The following is an 18,987-nucleotide window of genomic DNA, read 5'->3' as shown; positions in this document are numbered from 1 at the left end:
CGTGGATAAAGCAACGTTTTTTTGCTATTTTAATGGTTTTATCATAAGCGGCTGCCGGGACATTGGCACAAGCCATCGATTGTTATTCGTTTTAGGGCTTTAAGCTTCGTTTAATCTGGCTTAGGAAGGGTTCCGCAAGCTCCAGCTGCTTGAACGCAAATGCCAAATCCCCATCACCTGCCAGCGCCAAATCCAGGTTGGATACGGTTGCCACAAGAGTCCGTGCCGTTAGAGCGAACACAAACGCTGGTTGATCGGCAATGATTTCCGAACGGCTCATCAAATAAGCGTAGGTCGGCTCCTGAAATCCGCCAAATAAAACAAGGTTCCCGACATAAGAGGCCAGATCCCAATAAGCCGGCATGTAAGATACATCCTCAAAATCGTTCCATTTCCAGCCTTCTGGACTCGGAAGCAAGTTTCGGGCATGCGCATCTCCATGAACGGGAATCAAGCATTCTCGTTTAAGCATTCGCATTTGGTTGTCTGTCTCCCAAAAAATGTCCAACAATGATTGGATGCGAGGATCTGTCTGTTCAATCAGCCTCGCCGCCGCCTCATAGGCCCTTTCCCATATACCGAGAACTGGGATGGTACATGCCGTGAAGTCGCTCATCGCTAAAGTAAGGCCATTAACGAGTTCGACTGCCTCTCTTGGCTTGAGCGGCTCCATTGGTGCAGGAGGAGCATATTGCCAAAATGTCGCCCACTTGCGCCCGACACGATGAGGTCCTGCATTCAGGATTGGCAGCAGTACCGGTACGCCATGATTGTGCAAATGACCGGCCACCTGCAGCTCTCGCTCGAGAATTTCATGCGCAAGCTTTGCGTCTTTCTCAGAAAGAACAACGGCTACTCGAGCAGTAATCGCATGAGGAGCCAAATGAATGATCAAATTTCCGCCTTCACTTAAAATAACGGGATCAATATCCGTTAACCCAAGCCGCTCCGCAGTAAACAGCACCTGTGAAACAAGTTCTCCTCTATCTGACAATCGAACAGCTCCCTTAATGGATGGAATATGTTCATCTTATCCCGATTGCTCCGAACTTTACAGGCACAAAACAGGTATAACTAATTTTTCTGCCGGCTTTAAGCTAACGTCTCCCACTTTGCCCACATTTCTTGCGGGTTCAATTCGTAAATGTCGTTTTCTCTAAACATGAACTGATGCATAATAAATTCCCGCCGTATCGTTGCGAAATCGTCATGGAAGCCTTTAATAAACATGTTTATTTCCTTTTCCGTATACTTCTGCCCTCTCGTCAGTTGCGACACGATATGCTGAAGCGCGATCAGTTTTTTCTTATGCTGAGCGGGAATATGCTTCAGCTTTCCCTCCGCGGTAAAAAAATTTCGGATAACCGAATCCTTTAGACGCTTGCTGCTTTCCTCCATACTCTCCACTTCCTTCTCTGTTCCTGCATTCCGATAAATGAGCTGCTCCGCGGCACTGGCGCTGCTCTTAATAAAATAATGGTTCAGCGAAAAATAAATCGTATTCTTTTCTCTGCGCTCATTAATTAAGCTGGCCTCCCTCAGCTTAGTCGCATGATGTGTGACCGTTGCTGGCGTCACGCCTAGCTTCTCTGCAAGCTCCTGCCCGTTAAGCTCGCCTTCAGCCAGCATAATCAATAGCTTAATTCTCGTAGCATCTGCCAGCGCCTTATGATAAGCCACAACCTTATCCAACTGCATATGATTACGCTCCCCTCGATATCTAATTTAACTTTTATCTAATTAGACAATTATCTAATCAGATAATAACGGAGAACCTATGATTTGTCAAATCATAAGTGTCGCATTTTTTTGTAACCATCATGAATGCTCGGAATATAAATTGTCATCATCCGCGATGCTTTGGATGTCCTCCGAGCTGATGCTAATATATTCGTAGCCTTCTGCCTGCTTCTTCAGCGCCCTTTCTTTAAAAAACTTCGGACTGCCCTCGCCTGCATCCTCGTCGTAAACGAGCAAAATGCCGTCCGTTCTGCGAAACAGCAGCTCGTCCCGCGCCGTAAATTGCCAAATCCCGTTATAGGGCTGGTTGCTGACTGAGGCGTAATAATCGACCCCTTTTAGCACCTGCTGATAAAATTCCTTTTTATCATCCTTCCACTTTTCTTCCGGATTAGCGTAAGCCGAAATAATCGATAGCCGCAGTTGAGGATATATTTCCTTGAGCGCGATCACGACCTCGCAAGCCCAGAGATCAACGCCGTACTGGCCAGGCGTAATAACCCATTCAAGTCCGTCCTCTATGAGTGGAACCAGCTTGCTTGTCAACGCTTTTTTAATATAAACGATGCCTTCATGCTTCTGGCTAAAAATATTAAGCTCATGCGCACGATAGCCCGTAACGAGTAAATTTTTCATTTTTGTTCAACGCCTTTTCGAATAATTATGGTTTACATCTCTCCAGTGTATGCTATAGTAGAAAAAATACAAATTGAATATGGACCTATTTATTTCACTAGGGGAGTCTAACGGCTGAGATGGAGCGCATGCTCCGGACCCTTTGAACCTGATCTGGATCATTCCAGCGGAGGGAAGTGGAGCAGAAACAGCCTTCAATCACGCGCGCAAGCCTTGTTTGATCGTTAGACCCGCTCATTTCCCTACGGAAATGGGTGGGTCTTTATTTGTTTACGGGGGGATGCGTATTACCGCTTTACTATCGCTTCGCCATTTAAGCTACTCCTATCCTTCAACTAGCAGCAAGCCTATCTTTTCCAATCTGTCGCTGGAGGCTCATGCCGGCGAATTCGTATCGATTATCGGAGCGAGCGGCTCCGGCAAGAGTACGCTCTTTAAGCTGATGGCCGGGCTTCTTCAGCCTGACGAGGGAGAAATCAGGCTGCGCGGCGAGCTTGCAGCTAATCGACTAGGCAAGGTCGCCTACATGCCGCAAAAGGATCTGCTCCTCCCATGGAGAAGCGTGCTCGATAATTGCATGCTTCCGCTTGAGCTGGCGCGAGGAGATATGCCGCATGGCATCGCCCAAATACGGGAGCTGCTTCAACGCTTTGGACTCGCAGGCTATGAGCACGCTTATCCGGACGAGTTATCGGGAGGCATGCGGCAGCGCGTCGCTTTTTTAAGAACGCTCATGACCGGGCAAGAGCTTCTGCTGCTCGATGAGCCATTCGGCGCGCTTGATGCGATGACCAAGCGGGGCATGCACAAATGGCTGCTTGAGCTATGGGGCGATCTTTGCAAAACGGTCCTATTCATCACGCATGATCTGGAAGAGGCTATTTTACTAAGCGACCGCATTTATGTGATGTCAGAGAGCAGCTCGCAGGGCGTGCAGGAAATTATCGTTCAGCTGCCGCGTCCAAGGCACTATGAGCTGAATTACGAGGCTGAGTTTGTACAGCTGAGACAAGATTTGGAGCGACGACTGCATGCGCAAACCTCTTTTTAACAAATGGCTGCACGATTACGGACTTTTTATCCTGCTGCTTATGCTCCTCCTTATCGGTTGGCAATGGATCGTACACCTCGGGTTTGTTCCCGCCTTTATTCTGCCGGCTCCGACTGCCATTGGCGGTGCATTGATCGAGGACAGCCATCTCCTGCTAGGCCAGCATCTGCTTGCCACGCTGCGGGAGGCCTTGCTTGGCTTCCTCCTCTCCGTCGTCGGCGGGGCCGCCCTCGCTGCGGCCATGCACACATTCCGCGTGCTTGAGAAGGCGCTCTACCCGTTTATCGTCATAAGCCAGACCATCCCGCTCATCGCGTTGTCGCCGATCTTTATCCTGTGGTTTGGCTATTCGATCTGGAGTAAGGTCGCCGTCGTTTTTCTGACCGCCTTCTTCCCAATCGTCGTCAGCACCTACGACGGGCTTAGCAAGGGAGAACGCGAGTACCGGGAGCTGCTGCTGACGATGGGCGCGACGCGTTGGGACATTTTCCGCAAAATACAAATACCTGTCGCCCTGCCCTCCTTTTTCTCAGGACTTAAGCTGTCCGTCGTCTACTCGGTCGTTGGCGCAACGATTGGCGAATGGCTTGGCGGCAGCGAGGGCCTTGGCTACTACAGCAGGCGGATGTCCGGCAATTTGAACACCGATTCCATGTTCGCATCCGTTTTTCTGCTATCACTGATTGGCATCAGCTTATTTGCTGCTGTCATGCTGCTTGAAAAAATGATTCTAAAGAGAAGAGGAACTAAGAAATGATGAAGAAAGCTAAAACAAACTGGACGACAAAGGTCGTACTGGCAGCCTTGCTGCTTGTGACAAGCGGATGCGGCAGCGGCAGCGACGGCGCGGACCATAACGAGCCCGCAGCGACCGATGCTTCAGCCGCCGAGCAGAAGCTTGAGAAAATCTCCATCATGCTCGACTGGTATCCCAATGCTGTACATTCCTTCCTTTACGCCGCTCAGAAAAACGGCTATTTCGAGAAGCAGGGCTTAGAGGTTGATATTCAGATGCCCGCAGATACGAACGATGCCTTGAAGCTGGTAGCCGCCGGCAAAATCGATTTGGCGCTCAGCTACCAGCCACAGGTTCTAATGGCTCGCGGCGAGAACATTCCCGTAAAATCCATTGCCGCCATCGTCAGGCACCCGCTTAACCACTTGATGGTGCCTGAAGGCGGAACGATCAAGTCACCCAAGGACCTGGTCGGCAAGAAGGTTGGCTACTCCTCCATTCCGCTTTATGAAGCGATGATGCGTACGATGATTAAGGAAGACGGCGGAAACTCGCAGGCAGTTGAGATGATCGATGTGGGCTTCTCCTTTATTCCGGCTATCTCAACAAAAAAGGTAGATGCCATCATTGGCGGATTCATCAATCATGAGCAGCTGCTGCTTGCCAAAGAAGGCCATCCGATGACCGCGATCAACCCTGCCGATTATGGCGTTCCCGACTATTACGAGCTTGTGCTTGTAGCCAGCGACCAAGGTCTGAGCAAGAAACAAGCGATTTTGGCCAAATTTGTAGCAGCTATGACGGAAGGCCAGCAATTCGTTTCGGAAAATACCGAGCAAGCGCTGTCGATTCTGTTCGAGCATGAGGATCAAACCTCGCCGCTTGATAAGGAGATCGAGACGAAGAGCTTGGCTATCCTGCTGCCGCTTATGGATGCGGGAGAGCAAGCCTTTGGCTATCAGGATCCGGCTTCCTGGACGAGCGTAAGAGAGTGGCTGCTGGCCAATGAGCTGCTTCCTTCTACTATTAAGGCAGAGGATGCTTTCTCCAATTTGTAGGACAGCGTTCTTATGCTGGCCGCAAAGTCCAATAGCTGTTAGTATAGCGTAACGATACGATCGGGGGACAAATCGATGAATATTTATAAAGCGTTAACGATTGCAGGCTCGGATAGCGGCGGCGGCGCAGGCATTCAAGCTGATCTAAAAACCTTTCAAGAGCTTGGCGCCTACGGCATGTCGGTCATAACCGCGGTTACTGCCCAAAACACGCTCGGTGTCCAAGGCTTATATGCGATGGAGGCTGCAGCCGTCAGAAGACAGCTTGATTCGATTGGCGAGGATCTAACGCCTGCCGCGCTCAAGACGGGCATGCTGTTCAGCAGCGAAATCATTGAAATTGTAGCCGCCAAAATAAAGCAGTATCATTGGCAAAACTTGATCATTGATCCGGTTATGGTTGCCAAAGGCGGCTCTTCCCTGCTGCAGCAGGAAGCTATTCAAGCTCTCATCAAGCATTTGCTGCCGCTTGCGCTCGTGACGACACCGAACATTCCCGAGGCAGAGCTGCTTGCACGGATGGCTATCCGCACGCTCAGCGAACGGGAGGAAGCGGCGAAAATCTTGTTCCAGCAAGGCTCCCGTTATGTCGTCATCAAAGGCGGCCACGATTCGGGCAGCTCACAGCTCGTCGACCTCGTTTATGATGGTGAACGTTTCGACTATTTGGAGAGCCGACGAATCGATACTCGTCATACTCATGGTACAGGGTGTACATTCTCGGCAGCAATTACCGCCGGAATTGCGCAAGGAAAAACAGTGCCCGATGCGATTAGAATGGCCAAAGCCTTTATTCAAGCAGCTATTGAGGATCAGCTTGGGTTCGGCGGCGGCCACGGGCCAACGAATCATTTTGCCTATCAGCGCAGACTTCAGAGCTTAAGATAGAATCTGTACAAAGCAAACGCCGCTTCCGATAAGGAAGCGGCGTTTGCTTTGGCCTAGCTATATAGAGAGTGCGTCCGCAAGCTTAAGCTCCTGAAGAGCAGCACCAATCTTGCGGTTCCGCAAGCCAGCAGCACAATCGAAGCGACAAACATAAGATGTGTCATCCCTGGAACAAACGCAAACAGCAGCTTCCAAGACGAATTAGTAAGTGCTGGCAATAAGATCAAGGCAATAGGCAGAATCGAATGGAAGAGTCCAATTGAAATAAAATGCAGCGTGATGGACATGCGTTTTGGTTTATAAACGCGGCTCCATGCAAGCAATATATAAACCGATCGAATGATGAACAGCAATATAAGCACAGCTAAAATTCGTATCGTCCAGTTTATTGCTTTAATGGGAGGATCCTCATCAGAGGGAGCCTGCCCCTTCAAAATATGCTGCACTCCCTCCATTAGGATCGCGCTCGCAGGAATAAAGGTGTCATTTGAATTCAGGAGCAGCACGATACCGGTATTTCCGTCGATCCATAGATTGGATTGGAAGTTTTCAGCAGTGCCGTCATGCATAATCGTATTCCCCTGCTTTATCCAGCCCATGCCGTAAAACACATCTTCATCAACGAGCGCTCCCTGCTCTCCATGCATTAGCGCTGCGCTTTGATCCGTTACAAGCTTCTTCCCCGCATAAGCCCCTTTATTCATTTGAGCCATCAAATAATGAGCCATATCCTCCGCGCTCGATTTAATATAACCCGATGGCACATTAGCCGGCCTCTCCTTCGGGTTTGTCGCAACCATCCAGCCGAATAGCGGCTGATATCCATCTGACAGTCCCGCCTTCGCAGCGGCAGCCTTAGATACATATGTATGTTCCATCTCTAGCGGATCAAAAATATGATTTTTCATATAATCGCCGTAAGGCTCGCCGGACACCGCTTGAACCAACGCCCCCAGCACATCGTAATTCACATTCGAATATTGAAATGCGCTGCCGACCGGCTCGGTTAATTTGGTAGCCTTCTGCGTAGCCGGGTATTGCTCCAGCGTTATTTTTCGCGAAGGCAATAGCAAGCCCGCGGATTTCGGAATTCCGCTTGTCTGATTAAGCAAATGACGGACCGTAATAGCTGCTGAATCGTTTGGATCAGAGACGCTGAAATCCGGCAAATAGCGCTGAACAGGAGCGTCTAGCTCAACCTTCCCCTCATCGACAAGCTGCATGACCGCAAGTGCCGTCATCGACTTGCTCGTCGATCCGAGTATAAAAGGCGTTTGCGGCGTGATTGCTGTGTGCTTGGAATCCGCTGATCCGTAGCCCTTTATGTACAGCGGGGAGTCCTTCTCAACGACGCCAAGCGCTGCGCCTGGAATGTTGTATTTCTTCATCGCAGACTCGATATAGCGATCTAATTCCGCATACTCCGATTGTTCTTCTGTTGCAGCAGCATGGACTCTTTCGGGTACCATGCCGAAGCTCGTAAGTGCCGCAGCTATCGTGCAAAGCAGCACTGACATGCATATCACGTTTCTGATCATAGACGTTCCACTCATTTCCTCACAAATTCATTGGCCTTTCTATTCAACAGTATAGATCAATGAAAAATAAAAGAAATGGACTTTAGGTACGAGAACTGCCTAGACTTTAGACGGGCGAAATGGGGCAATGCACGCTCTGACAACACGCATAGCGGCGAAAAATCTGAAATAGGGACACCTGTCTCAGGTGTCCCTTTCCTATAAATGCCGCTCCAAGCATGCTTGATTTAGCGATTATCCACTTTCTCCGGATAAAGATCATGGTTCATGAGGCGATGCTCCGCGATTTGCTCATATTTGGTGCCGGGCTGGCCCCAGTTGCAATAAGGGTCGATGGAAATGCCGCCGCGCGGCGTAAATTTGCCCCAAACTTCGATATATCTAGGATTCATGAGCGCAATCAAATCATTCATAATGATGTTCATGCAATCCTCATGGAAATCGCCATGGTTGCGGAAGCTGAACAAATACAGCTTGAGCGACTTGCTCTCTACCATTTTGCTGCCGGGGATATAGGAAATATAAATGGTTGCAAAATCAGGCTGCCCCGTCATGGGACAAAGGCTTGTAAATTCCGGACAGTTGAACTTTACGAAATAATCGCGGTTCGGATGCTTATTATCGAATGCCTCTAAAATTTCCGGCGAATAGTTAAACAAATATTGCGTTCCTTGATTGCCTAGCAGCGTCACGCCGCTTAACTCTTCCTTGCTTCTTCCTTCCATGCTCATCTCCGCGCCCTTCCTTTCTATTAAACGCCTTTCTTATTGCCCCATACCCAGGTATGGAGCTGCGGCAGCACATGAACCCGCTTCAAATCCGCATTCGGCATCACTCTATCAATCAGCCATTCATAACGCTCCACCAAATAAGGAAGCATACGCTGCGGCTCCGTTTCCTGCAACTGACTATTGCCAGCTTGCAAATAAAAGGGAACCTTCGGATAACGCAAATGAACGTTGGTCGCATATTCAAGATCCACATCGTCGAAGACGACCGTCTTCAAGCAAAAGCTGACATCTCGCTCAATTAGCTTGGATACGATATCGTCGAGCACCTGCCAATCCGTCTTCATGCCGGAGCTTGGCGGCTTAGGCGACAAGGTCAGCTCGTCAATGGACCAAAACCAATCCTGCCAGCGGCTGCCCTGTGTCTCCAGCGCAACGCTAATTCCACGCGCATGCAGCTCCTCAATAAAACCGCCAAGCTGCGGCAGCAGCGCGGGATTGCCGCCGGAAATCGTCACATGCTCAAACGCGCTGCCGCCGATTTCCATTAATTCCTCTATAATTTCATTCGCTGTCAGCATGCGAATGTCTGCTTTCGCGCTTCCGTCCCAAGTAAACGCCGAATCGCACCAAGAGCAGCTGTAGTCGCAGCCTGCGGTACGAACGAACATCGTCTTCCGGCCTATAACCATGCCTTCGCCTTGTACGGTTGGACCGAATACTTCCAAGACTGGAATCCGTTTAGTTGCTTGCATCCGAATCCGCCTTTCTCTTAGGGCGGTAAATACAGTAGCTTGTCGGCGTTTCACGCAGATAAACCTGAACGCACTGCGCACGATTGACCGTACCATCCAGATAGCGCTGAACGATCTCGTAAATCGTACGAGCCACTACCTCTGTCGTGGGAAAACGCTCTGGCTGCGTGTCGCTGAAGCTTTCCTTATCGTCATTGAGCAGCGTATGGTCGAACCGATCATGAATGAGCTGCTTAATGATCGCGAAATTGACTAGAAAGCCTGCTGTGTCAAGCTCATCACCGGCTACCGTGACATTAGCATAATACGTATGCCCATGGAGCCGACGGCATTTGCCTGCTTCCTCGGCAGGTACAAAATGGGCTGCTGCGAACTGAAAATCCTTGTTCAGCTCATAGCAATAAGGGTGTTTGGCTGCTGGATATACCTGCTGCAGCATCATTGCTTCACTCCCTGATCCCGTTTGACCAAATATTCGTCAAGCCCATTTCTCCGAAGCACGCATGCCGGGCAATCGCCGCAGCCGTCAGCAATAATGCCGTTATAGCAGGTTAGCGTACGCTCCCTTACGAATTCGAACGCGCCGAGCGTCTCGGCAAGCTCCCATGTCTCTGCTTTGTTCAGCCACATGAGCGGCGTATCGATGACAAACGGATAATCCATTGACAAATTAAGCGTCACGTTTAGCGATTTTACGAATATGTCCCGGCAATCCGGATATCCGCTAAAATCCGTTTCGCACACGCCTGTTACGATATGCTTCGCGCCAAGCTGCTTCGCCAGCACCGCAGCGAAGGTGAGAAACAGGAGATTCCGTCCATCGACGAAGGTCGTAGGAAGCTCCCCTTCTTTTTGCTCAATGGCTATGTCATCTCTAGTGAGCGCGTTAGGCGCCAATTGATTAAGAAGCGACATGTCCAGAATATGATGCTTAATATTCAGCTCCTTGGCAATTTCCGCCGCGCATTCCAGCTCTAGCTTATGCCGCTGTCCATAATTGAACGTAACGGCTTCAACCTCCGAGAAGCGCTCCATTGCCCAAAACAGGCATGTCGTGCTGTCCTGGCCGCCGCTGAATACGACGACCGCCTTTTCCTTTTTCATGCTGCATCTCCCTCTCTGGTTTGAGAAGATAGAGCTCGCCTGACATCCTTCATAGGTAGCTAAAAAACCAAAGAAACGGCGCGAAGCGGCAAGAGCCGGTTCGCGCCGAACGCAAAAACGACGATGTCACCTGACGGGACAATCGTTTCGCATAGTTTTTTATAGAGGGAGTTCGCGAACCTCTCCCGGCCGCCGTTTGCGTCAATGGACGCGGCTCCGGAATTTCTTCTTTAGTTATATATCCTCAAGTACTATAGCACAGCTTCAGTCAAATGGAAACAGACAGTATTTTACTGAAGCTTCCATTCCTTGCTGCTGTGCCAGCCGATTAATGTGCAATTTCCAGCAGCTTTGCAAGCGTCTGAAGAACATGCTGGGTGAGCTCAGGAATGTCATCCATTTGCTCCTCGCTTATTTTACGGTTAAAGCCCAGCTCAATGACATTTGAATAGCTCGGCGATTCGGCTCCGAATAAGTAGCTTATCGTTTGCGTCGGAGCAATTTCCGGTTCCCAAATCCGCTGAATAGCTTGCTCAGCCTGCTTGCACTGCTCTTCGACTTGATGTACCTGCATATAGAAGCGCAGCCGCAGCGTACAAGCCGGCGTCTCTCCTTTTAACTCCAATAGCTCTGCCGCCAAATCCTTAAGCGTTGCGGTTAGCTGTATTTCCGCAGACACTTCCGAGCGGCCAGCCAGCGTGAATTGAAGCGCAAACTCCCGCGACATAACAGCTAGCTCCAATCGGTCTACCCGATTGATAATATCAACTTTCCGGTCGAGCGTGTCCAAGTCATAAATCTGGTTCTCGAAAGCTACCTTTAGGTTTTCAAATACAGTTGGATCAAACATGATGTATACCTCGCTTTTAGGGCAATATCTTCTAAGCTATTGTAGTCGAAAAGAACTAAGGAATCGAGCTTTCTTTTGCACCCAGCATAATTGCATAAAAAAGAGGCCAACCAAACGTGCTGGCTGACCTTCCCTAAGTAAAAGCTGTATTAGGCAAGCTATCCTTTTAAATATAAGAAAAGCGGCGATAATCCAAGCTCGCGCACGCCTTCAACAACCAATCCGGCAATTTGAATGCCGCCAAGCTCTTGGAAATGTGTATCATCCTGGGCGCCATCCGGAAAATGAATAAATTCGCCGGGGTATGCCCACATGAACAGCGCCTTCGAAGGCTCGTCGCCCAATTGCTCATACAAGGCTTTGCTTTTTGCAGCCAAATCAATGAGCGGGACGTCCAGCTCTGCCGCCAGCTGCTTCATGCCAAGCAAATAATCGCCATGCGTGTCGATAATCTGTCCCTGTTCATTGAATTTTCGGCGATGCATCGGCGTAATCAGTACGGGTCTCGCGCCGCGTGCTATTGCCCCCTCTACATAGACGGCGAGCATCTCCTTGAAGCTGCCGAAAGGCTCCGTTGCCCGTTCCGCATCCGGCTTTTCGTCATTATGGCCAAATTGAATCCACAGGTAGTCGTTTGGCTTAATTTGCTCCAAAATGGCATCGAGACGTCCTTCGTCAATGAAGCTTTTTGAGCTTCTTCCCGACATCGCATGATTGTCAATCGCCACATCCGTCTTAAAATATAACGGCAGCATTTGACCCCAGCCTGCATACGGAAACGTATCCTGGTCAGTCACGGTTGAGTCCCCCGCCAAATAAATGGTCGTCGCTTGCTTTGCCTCCTCTATCCGCAGCGCATTAATGCGCGGCGCGATGCCCGAGAAGGCAAGCCGCAGCCGTCCCTCGGTCACTTTGACCGTAAAGCTGTGCACCGCATACTGCCCTGCCAAGGTAACCGCCTGATGGAGCACCATGCGCCCTACTCCATATTTTAACGTGGTTGAGGTAGGTGCAATCGCATCTCCAATCGTCGCGGTCACCGTATAGCAGCCGTTAGGCAGATCAACGGTAAACACAGCATCCAGCGGTATGCAGAAGGCGCCTCGCAGACGATCCTGCTCGTCGCGATTGCGCGAGCTGACGCGCTCGCTGGATTCGAAGCCGTAACCAAGCACATCGCTATAAAGAGTATCTGGCAGCACTTGTATATAAGGGGCAGCAGGCGCACTGCCGATTCCAAAATCAAAGTTGAACGATATAGTCATGCGAGCACCATCCTATACGTAGTTTGTTCTACTATTAGTAGAATAACAAATCGCGGGAAGATAGGAAGCTAATAAATCGTCTATTTTGTTCAAAATTCAGACTCGCCGCGCTTGTACACTAAACCGTAACATGCCTCAGCTTCATCTGCTCGCCTGTCAGCACGCCGTCAATAAACGCCGCATGGTCATCGTTGGAAATGTTAGGCTCGCAGCAGGAAATGACAAATGACCGTATAAACGCGTCAAAGTTTGCGTTACCTGCGGAATTCCGTATACTAATAGATAGGAATCATTGCAGGAGCTACTTACTAATTGAGGTGACACAAGTGGAAGAGTTGAAACAAGCCTATGAAACGATGGGGCTGCCAGAGCTTGCGGCGAAAGAGGAAGTAGAGAAGCGCTATACGACGCTTATGCGTCAAGCGCGCTCCAGAACGCAGCAGCAAAAGGATGACGCAGGGGACTCAGACGATTCTTTTGCGAAGATTACACAGGCGTATCGGCTGATTTTAGAGTATGAGGATCGCAAGCTGACCGATGCCTTCAACGAACAGGAATACGGCAAGTACAAGAAGATGGCTGGACAAGCTCAGAAAATGGATCATTTCTGGCGCTATTACAAGTTTCATACGATTGGCGCAATTGCAGCAGTAGCACTTATCATTTATGGAGTGATCAGCTTTATGAACTACCGTGAGGAGCAGGAACGGCTCGCCAATCTGCCGCCTGTCGATTTGAACGTTTCCATCATGGGCAATTACATGCTGAAGGATGACGCACCTAAGAAAGAGCCGATCGAAAACGCGCTTTTGACAGCGTTTCCCGAATGGAAAAGATTCGTTTCTACGCTGACCTTCGTGCCTGCAGACGAGCAATCCCAAATGGCTTATATGCAAAAAGCAGTATTGATCTTGGCGACCGAGCATCCGGATGTTTACATTATGGATCGGAATATTTTTGAGTGGATTGGCAAGCAAGGCGTTCTAATGAACCTCGATAATGACGTTAACGGCGAGCTAAAGCCGCTTTTGAAGGATGGGCTGACGCTGAAGACGAAGACTGACGAGGATACCGAAGAGCATGTGTATGGCATCGACCTGAGCAACAGCGCACTTGTAGATCAGCTTCCGCTATACAAAGAGAACATGATCATCGGGATACGCCTAGACAGCAAAAACCCGGATAAAGCAAGAGCATTCATTAAGAAATATTTAGCAACTATAAAATAGCATCAATTGACAGAAGCCCGATTGCCGTTGCCATCCTGATGATGTCGGCGGCAGTAATCGGGCTTTTTTAGCGCCTTTTCCTAACGCGGCAATCACGGGGGGACGTTAAAAACTGGTTAGCACGAAAATGCTAACTCGTGACCTTGTTGCGTTTCAGTTTCTACAACAGAATAGTCACTCCGAGCATAATTACCACTCTACGTTGCAGTTTCTACGACAGAATCACTTTATCCCACCTCATTTGCCACTTTTCAGCCTATTTCTGATGCATTTCTGCATTGTAGCTTCTCATCTCGGATACCATGTCAGGTTTCTGTTGCAGTTTCTGCAACGGGCTGCCCCAGCCACGCAAGTTGGCTTAGCTATAATAGTCGTCTATTTAACGCCTTTCCTTTCCCTCCCTGCTGCTTTGACGAAAAAAAGATCAACCAGAAGCTTCTGGTTGACCCTTTCATCATTATCTATTCCCACATTACATCAATACCTGCTTTACAGCCGTACTCGCTCCATCGCCGATTTAGCCCTCACCCAAATGCTTCAGCACAATACTCTCAATATGCTGCAAATGCTGCTTCATTCGCTCAGCCGCACGCTCAGTATCCTGCTGCTCAATCGCTTCGAAGATCGCCGAATGCTCCTTATATAATCGCTCCGCTACTGCTGCGCTAGCATAAAGCTCAACACGCCTAATATCATGGATAGCTGTTTCAATGTAATTCATAATCGATTCGAACAACCGTACCATAATCGTGTTGTGTGTCGCCTTCGCTAGGGTTAGATGAAATTGGAGATCCAGCCGCTCACCTTCGGTTTCATCGCCAACTGTTCGCTTCATCTCTTCGATCAGATCGCCTAACTGCTTTAGATCCTCATCCGTCCGTTTCACAGCAGCTATCGCGGCACCTGATACCTCTAGCGCTTCGCGCGCCTCTAGCAGCTCGAGCACCGTTTTGCGGTTCATGCGGAGTGACGCAAGCTCTGGAAGCTCCATATCGATCGGCGCGTTGCGAATAACGCGGCAGCCGCCGCCCTGCCGAATGTCGATCAGCCCCATCGCTTTAAGCGCGCTAAGTGCCTCCCGAGTAGTCGAGCGCCCAACTCCGAATTGCTCGGACATTTGTTTTGTCGATGGCAGCTTATCTCCGACTTTTAGTTTGCCATCCAATATTAGCTGCTTGACTTGATCCGCAATGGCCTCGTAGTGGTTGCGCTTGGACAGCTTTTCTACTTCTAAGGACGGCATTGTCAGTCACCTCCTACGCGTATAGGGCACAAGTAGCCTTGCTGCCGCGCCCCTCTAAGCGTTCATTTTTATAGCTGCTATCCGACTAAAAGCGCATATACGATTCCTGGGCCATGAACCCCGATGGTCAGATCATTCTCAATGTCAGAGGAGCGGCTTGGGCCGGAAATAAAGTGAATGCCGGCTGGCAGCTGCTCGCGACCCGCTTCATCAAATGTAACCAACACTTCGCCAAGCCTCGTTTTCAACCGCTCAATCGGAATGATAATCATGAGGACGGTCGGAAGCAGGCTGACTGATCGCCCTTTGTTCGGAGCTGACAAAACAGTCACCGAACCTGTATAGGCAACGGCATGATCCGCGATTACGATTCCAAAATCAGCCTCAGCCGCGCGCGCGCGCCAGTATTGCTCCGCATCTGTATTCCATACGGAAACGTTTGATTCCGCAAGGGAGCTTTCAAGATCCAGCGCATCCAGCTCCGGCTGATTTTGACGGATAACGTATTTAGCGCTCATTTCCATAGCCTTTTGCACGATAAAAGCTTTTGCTTCCTCCATCGTTTGAAGACGAGCCACGTGACCGCCTACGGACAGAAAATTATCGGTAAATTGTTGAATTCGTTCCTCTTCCGTCCACTCGAACGCGTTCCAGAAGTCAGGCGCGCCACGGAACGGATGCTGCGGCTTCGTCTCCATTCTCGGATGTCTAAGCTTAGCGGCAATATCATTCATAAAATGCTCCTGCTTCAGGCGCGACTCTGCCTCAAGCTTATCCAACCACTGCTTATGCGTTTCAGCCATGACCGTGTCCTCCTTTGCCCTGCTTTTCTTCTAGCTCGCGCCTGCGTACAAGCTCTTCCATCCTATTTTGCATCGACGGCTCCATCTGCTTGAGGCCTTGCTTCAGCTCTTGATCAAGCGTATCCCAGCGATCGCGGAATGACTCCTTCGGCAAGCTAGGCGTAACGCGGTACGTGTTCCAGCCTTTGAGCGGTCCAAGCTTCGTCTTGATGACGCCGCTGCGCACAACAAGCTTTTGCCCTAGCTTGCCCAGCCGCAGCATGCCGCCAAGGCGTGAGGAATTTCCCATTACAGTGGCAAAGCCTTGCATGCCGATCGACTCCATTTTGCTGCCGTTTCCGCTCTCTACTTTGCGCCTGCGCAAATAGACGAGCATATCGTGCAGCGGTATTTTGACCGGACATGCCTCATAGCAAGCACCGCATAAGCTGGAGGCATTGGCGACATCGTCCCATTCCGCGATATTTTTGTTCAAGGATGGGGTTAGAACAGCTCCGATAGGACCGCTGTAGGTGCTGCCGTAGGCATGGCCGCCAATATGGCGATAGACGGGACAAGCGTTAAGGCATGCGCCGCAGCGAATACAATTCAGCAGCTCTTGGAACTCGGGATCGCCAAGCTGCAGCGAACGTCCGTTATCGATGATAATAATATGCATCTCGTCCGGGCCATCCGCATCCTCCGAGCGGCGCGGGCCTGTAATGCCGGACATGTACATCGTCAGCTTCTGTCCCGTTGCCGATCGCGGCAGCAGCGTTGCCATAACCTCAAGGTCAGACCATGAGGGAATAATACGTTCCATGCCCATAAGCGTAATCTGTGTCTTCGGAACCGTGCTAACCATGCGAGCATTGCCTTCATTTTCAAAAAGCACCATCGATCCCGTCTCCGCTATCGCGAAGTTGCAGCCCGTCATGCCGATTTCCGCCTCAAGAAACTTCTCGCGCAGCTTTTTGCGAACAAAGCCTGCAAGCGCCGTCGTATCCGGCGGCAGCGTGTAGCCTGCCTCTTTGGAGAGGAGATCGGCAATTTGGTAGCGATTTTTGTGAATCGCTGGAATAACGATATGCGACGGCATTTCACCAGCAAGCTGAATAATATATTCGCCCAAATCGGTTTCTACCGCTTCCACGCCGATTGATTCAAGCGCATGGTTGAGATGCAGCTCCTCCGACACCATCGACTTTGATTTTACGACTGACTTGGCATTCGCATGCTCGGCAATATCAAGCGTCAGCTTGACAGCTTCCTCCGTATTACTCGCAAAATGCACATGAACGCCGTTTGCACGGGCATTATTTACAAATAAATTTAAGTAGTAGTCCAGATGTGCGATCGTATGCAGCCGAATTTGCTTGCCGCGCTCCCGCCACTCCTCCCAGTTGCCGTGCTCTTCTGTCGCTTTCTTTTTTCCGTTGCGAAGGCGTTCCGTCGTAAACCGCACCGCTTTGCGCAGAAATTCGTCATTGAGCGCAAGATCCGCTCTAGCTTTTACAGTTGCCTCCGTTTTTGCTCCAGCCATGCTTATTTCACCCCTTCATATAGAAGCTCAGCCAAATGCATGACACGAACAGGCTCGTTGCGATAGCGCAGGTTGCCGGCAATGTTGAGCAGACAAGCCATATCGAGTCCAACCAGCACTTCCGCCTCCGTCTCCAGCACGTGATCAACCTTCTCTGTCACCATTGCCCCTGAAATATCGGCCATTTTGACCGCAAACGTTCCGCCAAAGCCGCAGCAATCCTCCGCGAATGGAAGCGGCACAAGCTCAAGTCCCTTTACGTTCTCGATAAGCGCGAGCGGCTCATCCTTAACGCCGAGAATCCGGCTGCCGTGGCAGGAAGGATGGTACGTCACCTTATGGGGGAATGCGGCGCCAACATCCGTAACACCCAGCACCTGCACCAGAAACTGCGTAAATTCATACGATTTGCTTTGCAGCTTATTCGCGCGCTTCAGCATAACCGGATCATCCTCAAACAGCTTCGGATAATGATGGATCATACCTGTGCAGGAGCCCGAGGGCGAAATAACGAAATCACTGTCTTCAAAAGCATCCAAAATCGTTTTCGCCGACTCCCTCGCTTCCTTCCAATAGCCGCTGTTGAAAGCCGGCTGTCCGCAGCAGGTCTGTACCGTAGGAAACTCCAATGAAACACCGTACTTCGCCAGCAAGCGCACCATCGCTTCACCGACTCGAGGATATAGCGCATCGCTTAAGCAAGTAATAAATAAAGAAACCTTCATACCCGCACCCCTTTCGTTACTTGTAATATTATTTTATCAGGTTGTCAGACAAGTTTGGTTAAAAAAGAGAATGGCTTTAAAATAAAGTTCTAATCGGTTTAATGAAGCTCGATTGGTTGAGCTATCGTAGGTTCGAAGTTTCTGTAAGCACCCATAGGTGCTTACAGGCACTCTAGCATGTTACTTTGAGCGCTGTAAGCACACGTTTGCGCTTACAGCTCCCTTTCGCGCATAAGCAGATTACTTGTTGGAGTACAGTAAGCACAACCACCCACTTACAAAAACGGCGCTGCGCTTCTGCTGAAGCCAGCGCCGAAATGCCCTATACCGTCGTGACGGAAATTTGCTTTTCCTTAAGCTGAGACAACAGCTCAGCAGGCAATCGCCTGTCGGTAATAATCGTATCGATATCGCTCAATTCAGCGACATGCGTAAATGCTTGGACGCCGAATTTGCTGGAATCGGCGAGCAGGATCACCTGGTCGGCCATGCCGACCATTTTGTGCTTGATGCGCGCCTGCAGCTCATTCGACTCGCTGACGCCGCGCTCCAAATGGACGCCCTTGCACGAGAAAAACGCTTTATCAACATGATACGCATCGAGGGAGCGCTCTGCCAATGGCCCGACATAGGATAAGGATCGCGAGGCCAAAATACCGCCTGTAGAGATCACCTCGATCTTCTCCTTGCTGCTCAGCTCCATCGCAACTTTAATGGAATTGGTAAGCACCGTCAGCGGAATATCCGGCATGCTTGCCGCCATATACCAAGCTGTGGAGCTGGCATCAAGCAGAATCCGATCCTTCGGCCGAATCAGCCTGATCGCTTCCTCTGCTATTCGCTTCTTCTCTTCCGCATGCGTGATCTCCCGCTCGAAATACGGAATTTCCGGCTGCTGATCCTTTACGCTAACCGCACCGCCATGGGAGCGGCGCAAACGTCCGGCTTGCTCCAAGCGGTCAAGGTCGCGCCGAATCGTTTCTTCGGTCACCTGACATAGCTCGCTCAGCTCCGTTACACGGATGCTGCCCCTCTCATTTACCAGCTGCACAATTTTGTCGTATCTTTCCTGGACCAGCATAACGTACCTCTTCCTGACTTATATTTGATTTCGCC

20 protein-coding genes and 2 riboswitches are annotated in these 18,987 nt (G+C 50.2%); of the genes, 5 read left to right on the top strand and 15 right to left on the bottom strand.

What is annotated here, in order from left to right:
- Positions 1-91 precede the first annotated feature (91 nt).
- From HI950_RS00250 to HI950_RS00240, 3 genes are all read right to left on the bottom strand, one after another.
- The gene (locus HI950_RS00250) at positions 92-994 is read right to left on the bottom strand and encodes a phosphotransferase (RefSeq protein WP_169082124.1); all 903 of its coding nucleotides are present in this window, start codon (positions 992-994) and stop codon (positions 92-94) included.
- A gap of 98 nt (positions 995-1,092) precedes the next feature.
- A complete protein-coding gene (locus HI950_RS00245) occupies positions 1,093-1,698 on the bottom strand; it encodes a DUF2087 domain-containing protein (RefSeq protein ID WP_169082125.1) in 606 nt (201 codons plus the stop codon).
- A 120-nt stretch (positions 1,699-1,818) separates the two neighbouring features.
- Positions 1,819-2,376 carry an SLOG family protein gene (locus HI950_RS00240; protein ID WP_169082126.1) on the bottom strand — a complete coding sequence of 186 codons (558 nt, stop codon included), beginning with the start codon at positions 2,374-2,376 and terminating at the stop codon, positions 1,819-1,821.
- 89 nt (positions 2,377-2,465) lie between these two features.
- Positions 2,466-2,568: riboswitch (TPP riboswitch) on the top strand.
- Positions 2,569-2,656: 88 nt separating this feature from the next.
- Here HI950_RS00240 and HI950_RS00235 point away from each other — a divergent pair.
- The 4 genes from HI950_RS00235 (at position 2,657) to thiD (ending at position 6,109) form a co-directional block, all read left to right on the top strand.
- The gene (locus tag HI950_RS00235; RefSeq protein ID WP_169082127.1) at positions 2,657-3,427 is read left to right on the top strand and encodes an ABC transporter ATP-binding protein; all 771 of its coding nucleotides are present in this window, start codon (positions 2,657-2,659) and stop codon (positions 3,425-3,427) included.
- The gene (locus tag HI950_RS00230) at positions 3,408-4,184 is read left to right on the top strand and encodes an ABC transporter permease (protein ID WP_223285055.1); all 777 of its coding nucleotides are present in this window, start codon (positions 3,408-3,410) and stop codon (positions 4,182-4,184) included. The genes HI950_RS00235 and HI950_RS00230 overlap by 20 nt, the downstream gene beginning before the upstream one ends.
- The gene (locus HI950_RS00225) at positions 4,181-5,221 is read left to right on the top strand and encodes an ABC transporter substrate-binding protein (protein WP_411268048.1); all 1,041 of its coding nucleotides are present in this window, start codon (positions 4,181-4,183) and stop codon (positions 5,219-5,221) included. Before HI950_RS00230 ends, HI950_RS00225 begins: the two co-directional genes overlap by 4 nt.
- Positions 5,222-5,296: 75 nt before the next feature.
- A complete protein-coding gene (thiD, locus tag HI950_RS00220; protein ID WP_169082128.1) occupies positions 5,297-6,109 on the top strand; it encodes a bifunctional hydroxymethylpyrimidine kinase/phosphomethylpyrimidine kinase in 813 nt (270 codons plus the stop codon).
- Between the two features lie 53 nt (positions 6,110-6,162).
- Here thiD and HI950_RS00215 read toward each other — a convergent pair whose 3' ends face one another.
- The 7 genes from HI950_RS00215 to HI950_RS00185 all read right to left on the bottom strand — a co-directional run bounded on the left by HI950_RS00215 (position 6,163) and on the right by HI950_RS00185 (position 12,349).
- A complete protein-coding gene (locus tag HI950_RS00215; RefSeq protein WP_169082129.1) occupies positions 6,163-7,647 on the bottom strand; it encodes a serine hydrolase domain-containing protein in 1,485 nt (494 codons plus the stop codon).
- A 227-nt stretch (positions 7,648-7,874) separates the two neighbouring features.
- Positions 7,875-8,372, bottom strand: a complete 498-nt coding sequence (gene queF / locus HI950_RS00210; protein WP_169082268.1) for a preQ(1) synthase — start codon at positions 8,370-8,372, stop codon at positions 7,875-7,877.
- Positions 8,373-8,398: 26 nt separating this feature from the next.
- On the bottom strand, positions 8,399-9,130 hold the full coding sequence (gene queE, locus HI950_RS00205; RefSeq protein ID WP_169082130.1) for a 7-carboxy-7-deazaguanine synthase QueE: 732 nt from the start codon (positions 9,128-9,130) through the stop codon (positions 8,399-8,401).
- Positions 9,117-9,569, bottom strand: coding sequence for a 6-carboxytetrahydropterin synthase QueD (queD, locus tag HI950_RS00200; protein ID WP_169082269.1), 453 nt, complete (start codon positions 9,567-9,569; stop codon positions 9,117-9,119). Before queD ends, queE begins: the two co-directional genes overlap by 14 nt.
- Positions 9,569-10,234, bottom strand: coding sequence for a 7-cyano-7-deazaguanine synthase QueC (gene queC / locus HI950_RS00195; RefSeq protein ID WP_169082131.1), 666 nt, complete (start codon positions 10,232-10,234; stop codon positions 9,569-9,571). Before queC ends, queD begins: the two co-directional genes overlap by 1 nt.
- Before the next feature lie 145 nt (positions 10,235-10,379).
- Positions 10,380-10,423: riboswitch (PreQ1 riboswitch) on the bottom strand.
- A gap of 139 nt (positions 10,424-10,562) precedes the next feature.
- Positions 10,563-11,084, bottom strand: a complete 522-nt coding sequence (locus HI950_RS00190; protein WP_169082132.1) for a hypothetical protein — start codon at positions 11,082-11,084, stop codon at positions 10,563-10,565.
- A gap of 158 nt (positions 11,085-11,242) precedes the next feature.
- Complete coding sequence (locus HI950_RS00185) at positions 11,243-12,349, bottom strand: rhamnogalacturonan acetylesterase (RefSeq protein ID WP_169082133.1); 1,107 nt, start codon at positions 12,347-12,349, stop codon at positions 11,243-11,245.
- Between the two features lie 326 nt (positions 12,350-12,675).
- Here HI950_RS00185 and HI950_RS00180 point away from each other — a divergent pair, with 326 nt between their 5' ends.
- Entirely contained in the window at positions 12,676-13,578 is a 903-nt protein-coding gene (locus HI950_RS00180; protein WP_169082134.1) for a J domain-containing protein, read from the top strand.
- A gap of 517 nt (positions 13,579-14,095) precedes the next feature.
- Here the strand turns inward: HI950_RS00180 and HI950_RS00175 are convergent.
- From HI950_RS00175 to HI950_RS00155, 5 genes are all read right to left on the bottom strand, one after another.
- The gene (locus HI950_RS00175) at positions 14,096-14,821 is read right to left on the bottom strand and encodes a FadR/GntR family transcriptional regulator (RefSeq protein WP_169082135.1); all 726 of its coding nucleotides are present in this window, start codon (positions 14,819-14,821) and stop codon (positions 14,096-14,098) included.
- A gap of 77 nt (positions 14,822-14,898) precedes the next feature.
- The gene (locus HI950_RS00170) at positions 14,899-15,624 is read right to left on the bottom strand and encodes a LutC/YkgG family protein (RefSeq protein WP_169082136.1); all 726 of its coding nucleotides are present in this window, start codon (positions 15,622-15,624) and stop codon (positions 14,899-14,901) included.
- A complete protein-coding gene (locus HI950_RS00165; RefSeq protein WP_169082137.1) occupies positions 15,617-17,146 on the bottom strand; it encodes a LutB/LldF family L-lactate oxidation iron-sulfur protein in 1,530 nt (509 codons plus the stop codon). Before HI950_RS00165 ends, HI950_RS00170 begins: the two co-directional genes overlap by 8 nt.
- Positions 17,147-17,148: 2 nt before the next feature.
- Positions 17,149-17,871, bottom strand: a complete 723-nt coding sequence (locus tag HI950_RS00160) for a (Fe-S)-binding protein (RefSeq protein WP_169082138.1) — start codon at positions 17,869-17,871, stop codon at positions 17,149-17,151.
- A 322-nt stretch (positions 17,872-18,193) separates the two neighbouring features.
- Positions 18,194-18,952 carry a DeoR/GlpR family DNA-binding transcription regulator gene (locus HI950_RS00155; protein WP_169082139.1) on the bottom strand — a complete coding sequence of 253 codons (759 nt, stop codon included), beginning with the start codon at positions 18,950-18,952 and terminating at the stop codon, positions 18,194-18,196.
- Positions 18,953-18,987 lie beyond the last annotated feature (35 nt).

Source organism: Paenibacillus sp. PL91, from assembly GCF_012935325.2.
Classification (GTDB): domain Bacteria; phylum Bacillota; class Bacilli; order Paenibacillales; family Paenibacillaceae; genus Pristimantibacillus.
This window is presented reverse-complemented; position numbering and strand designations above follow the sequence as displayed.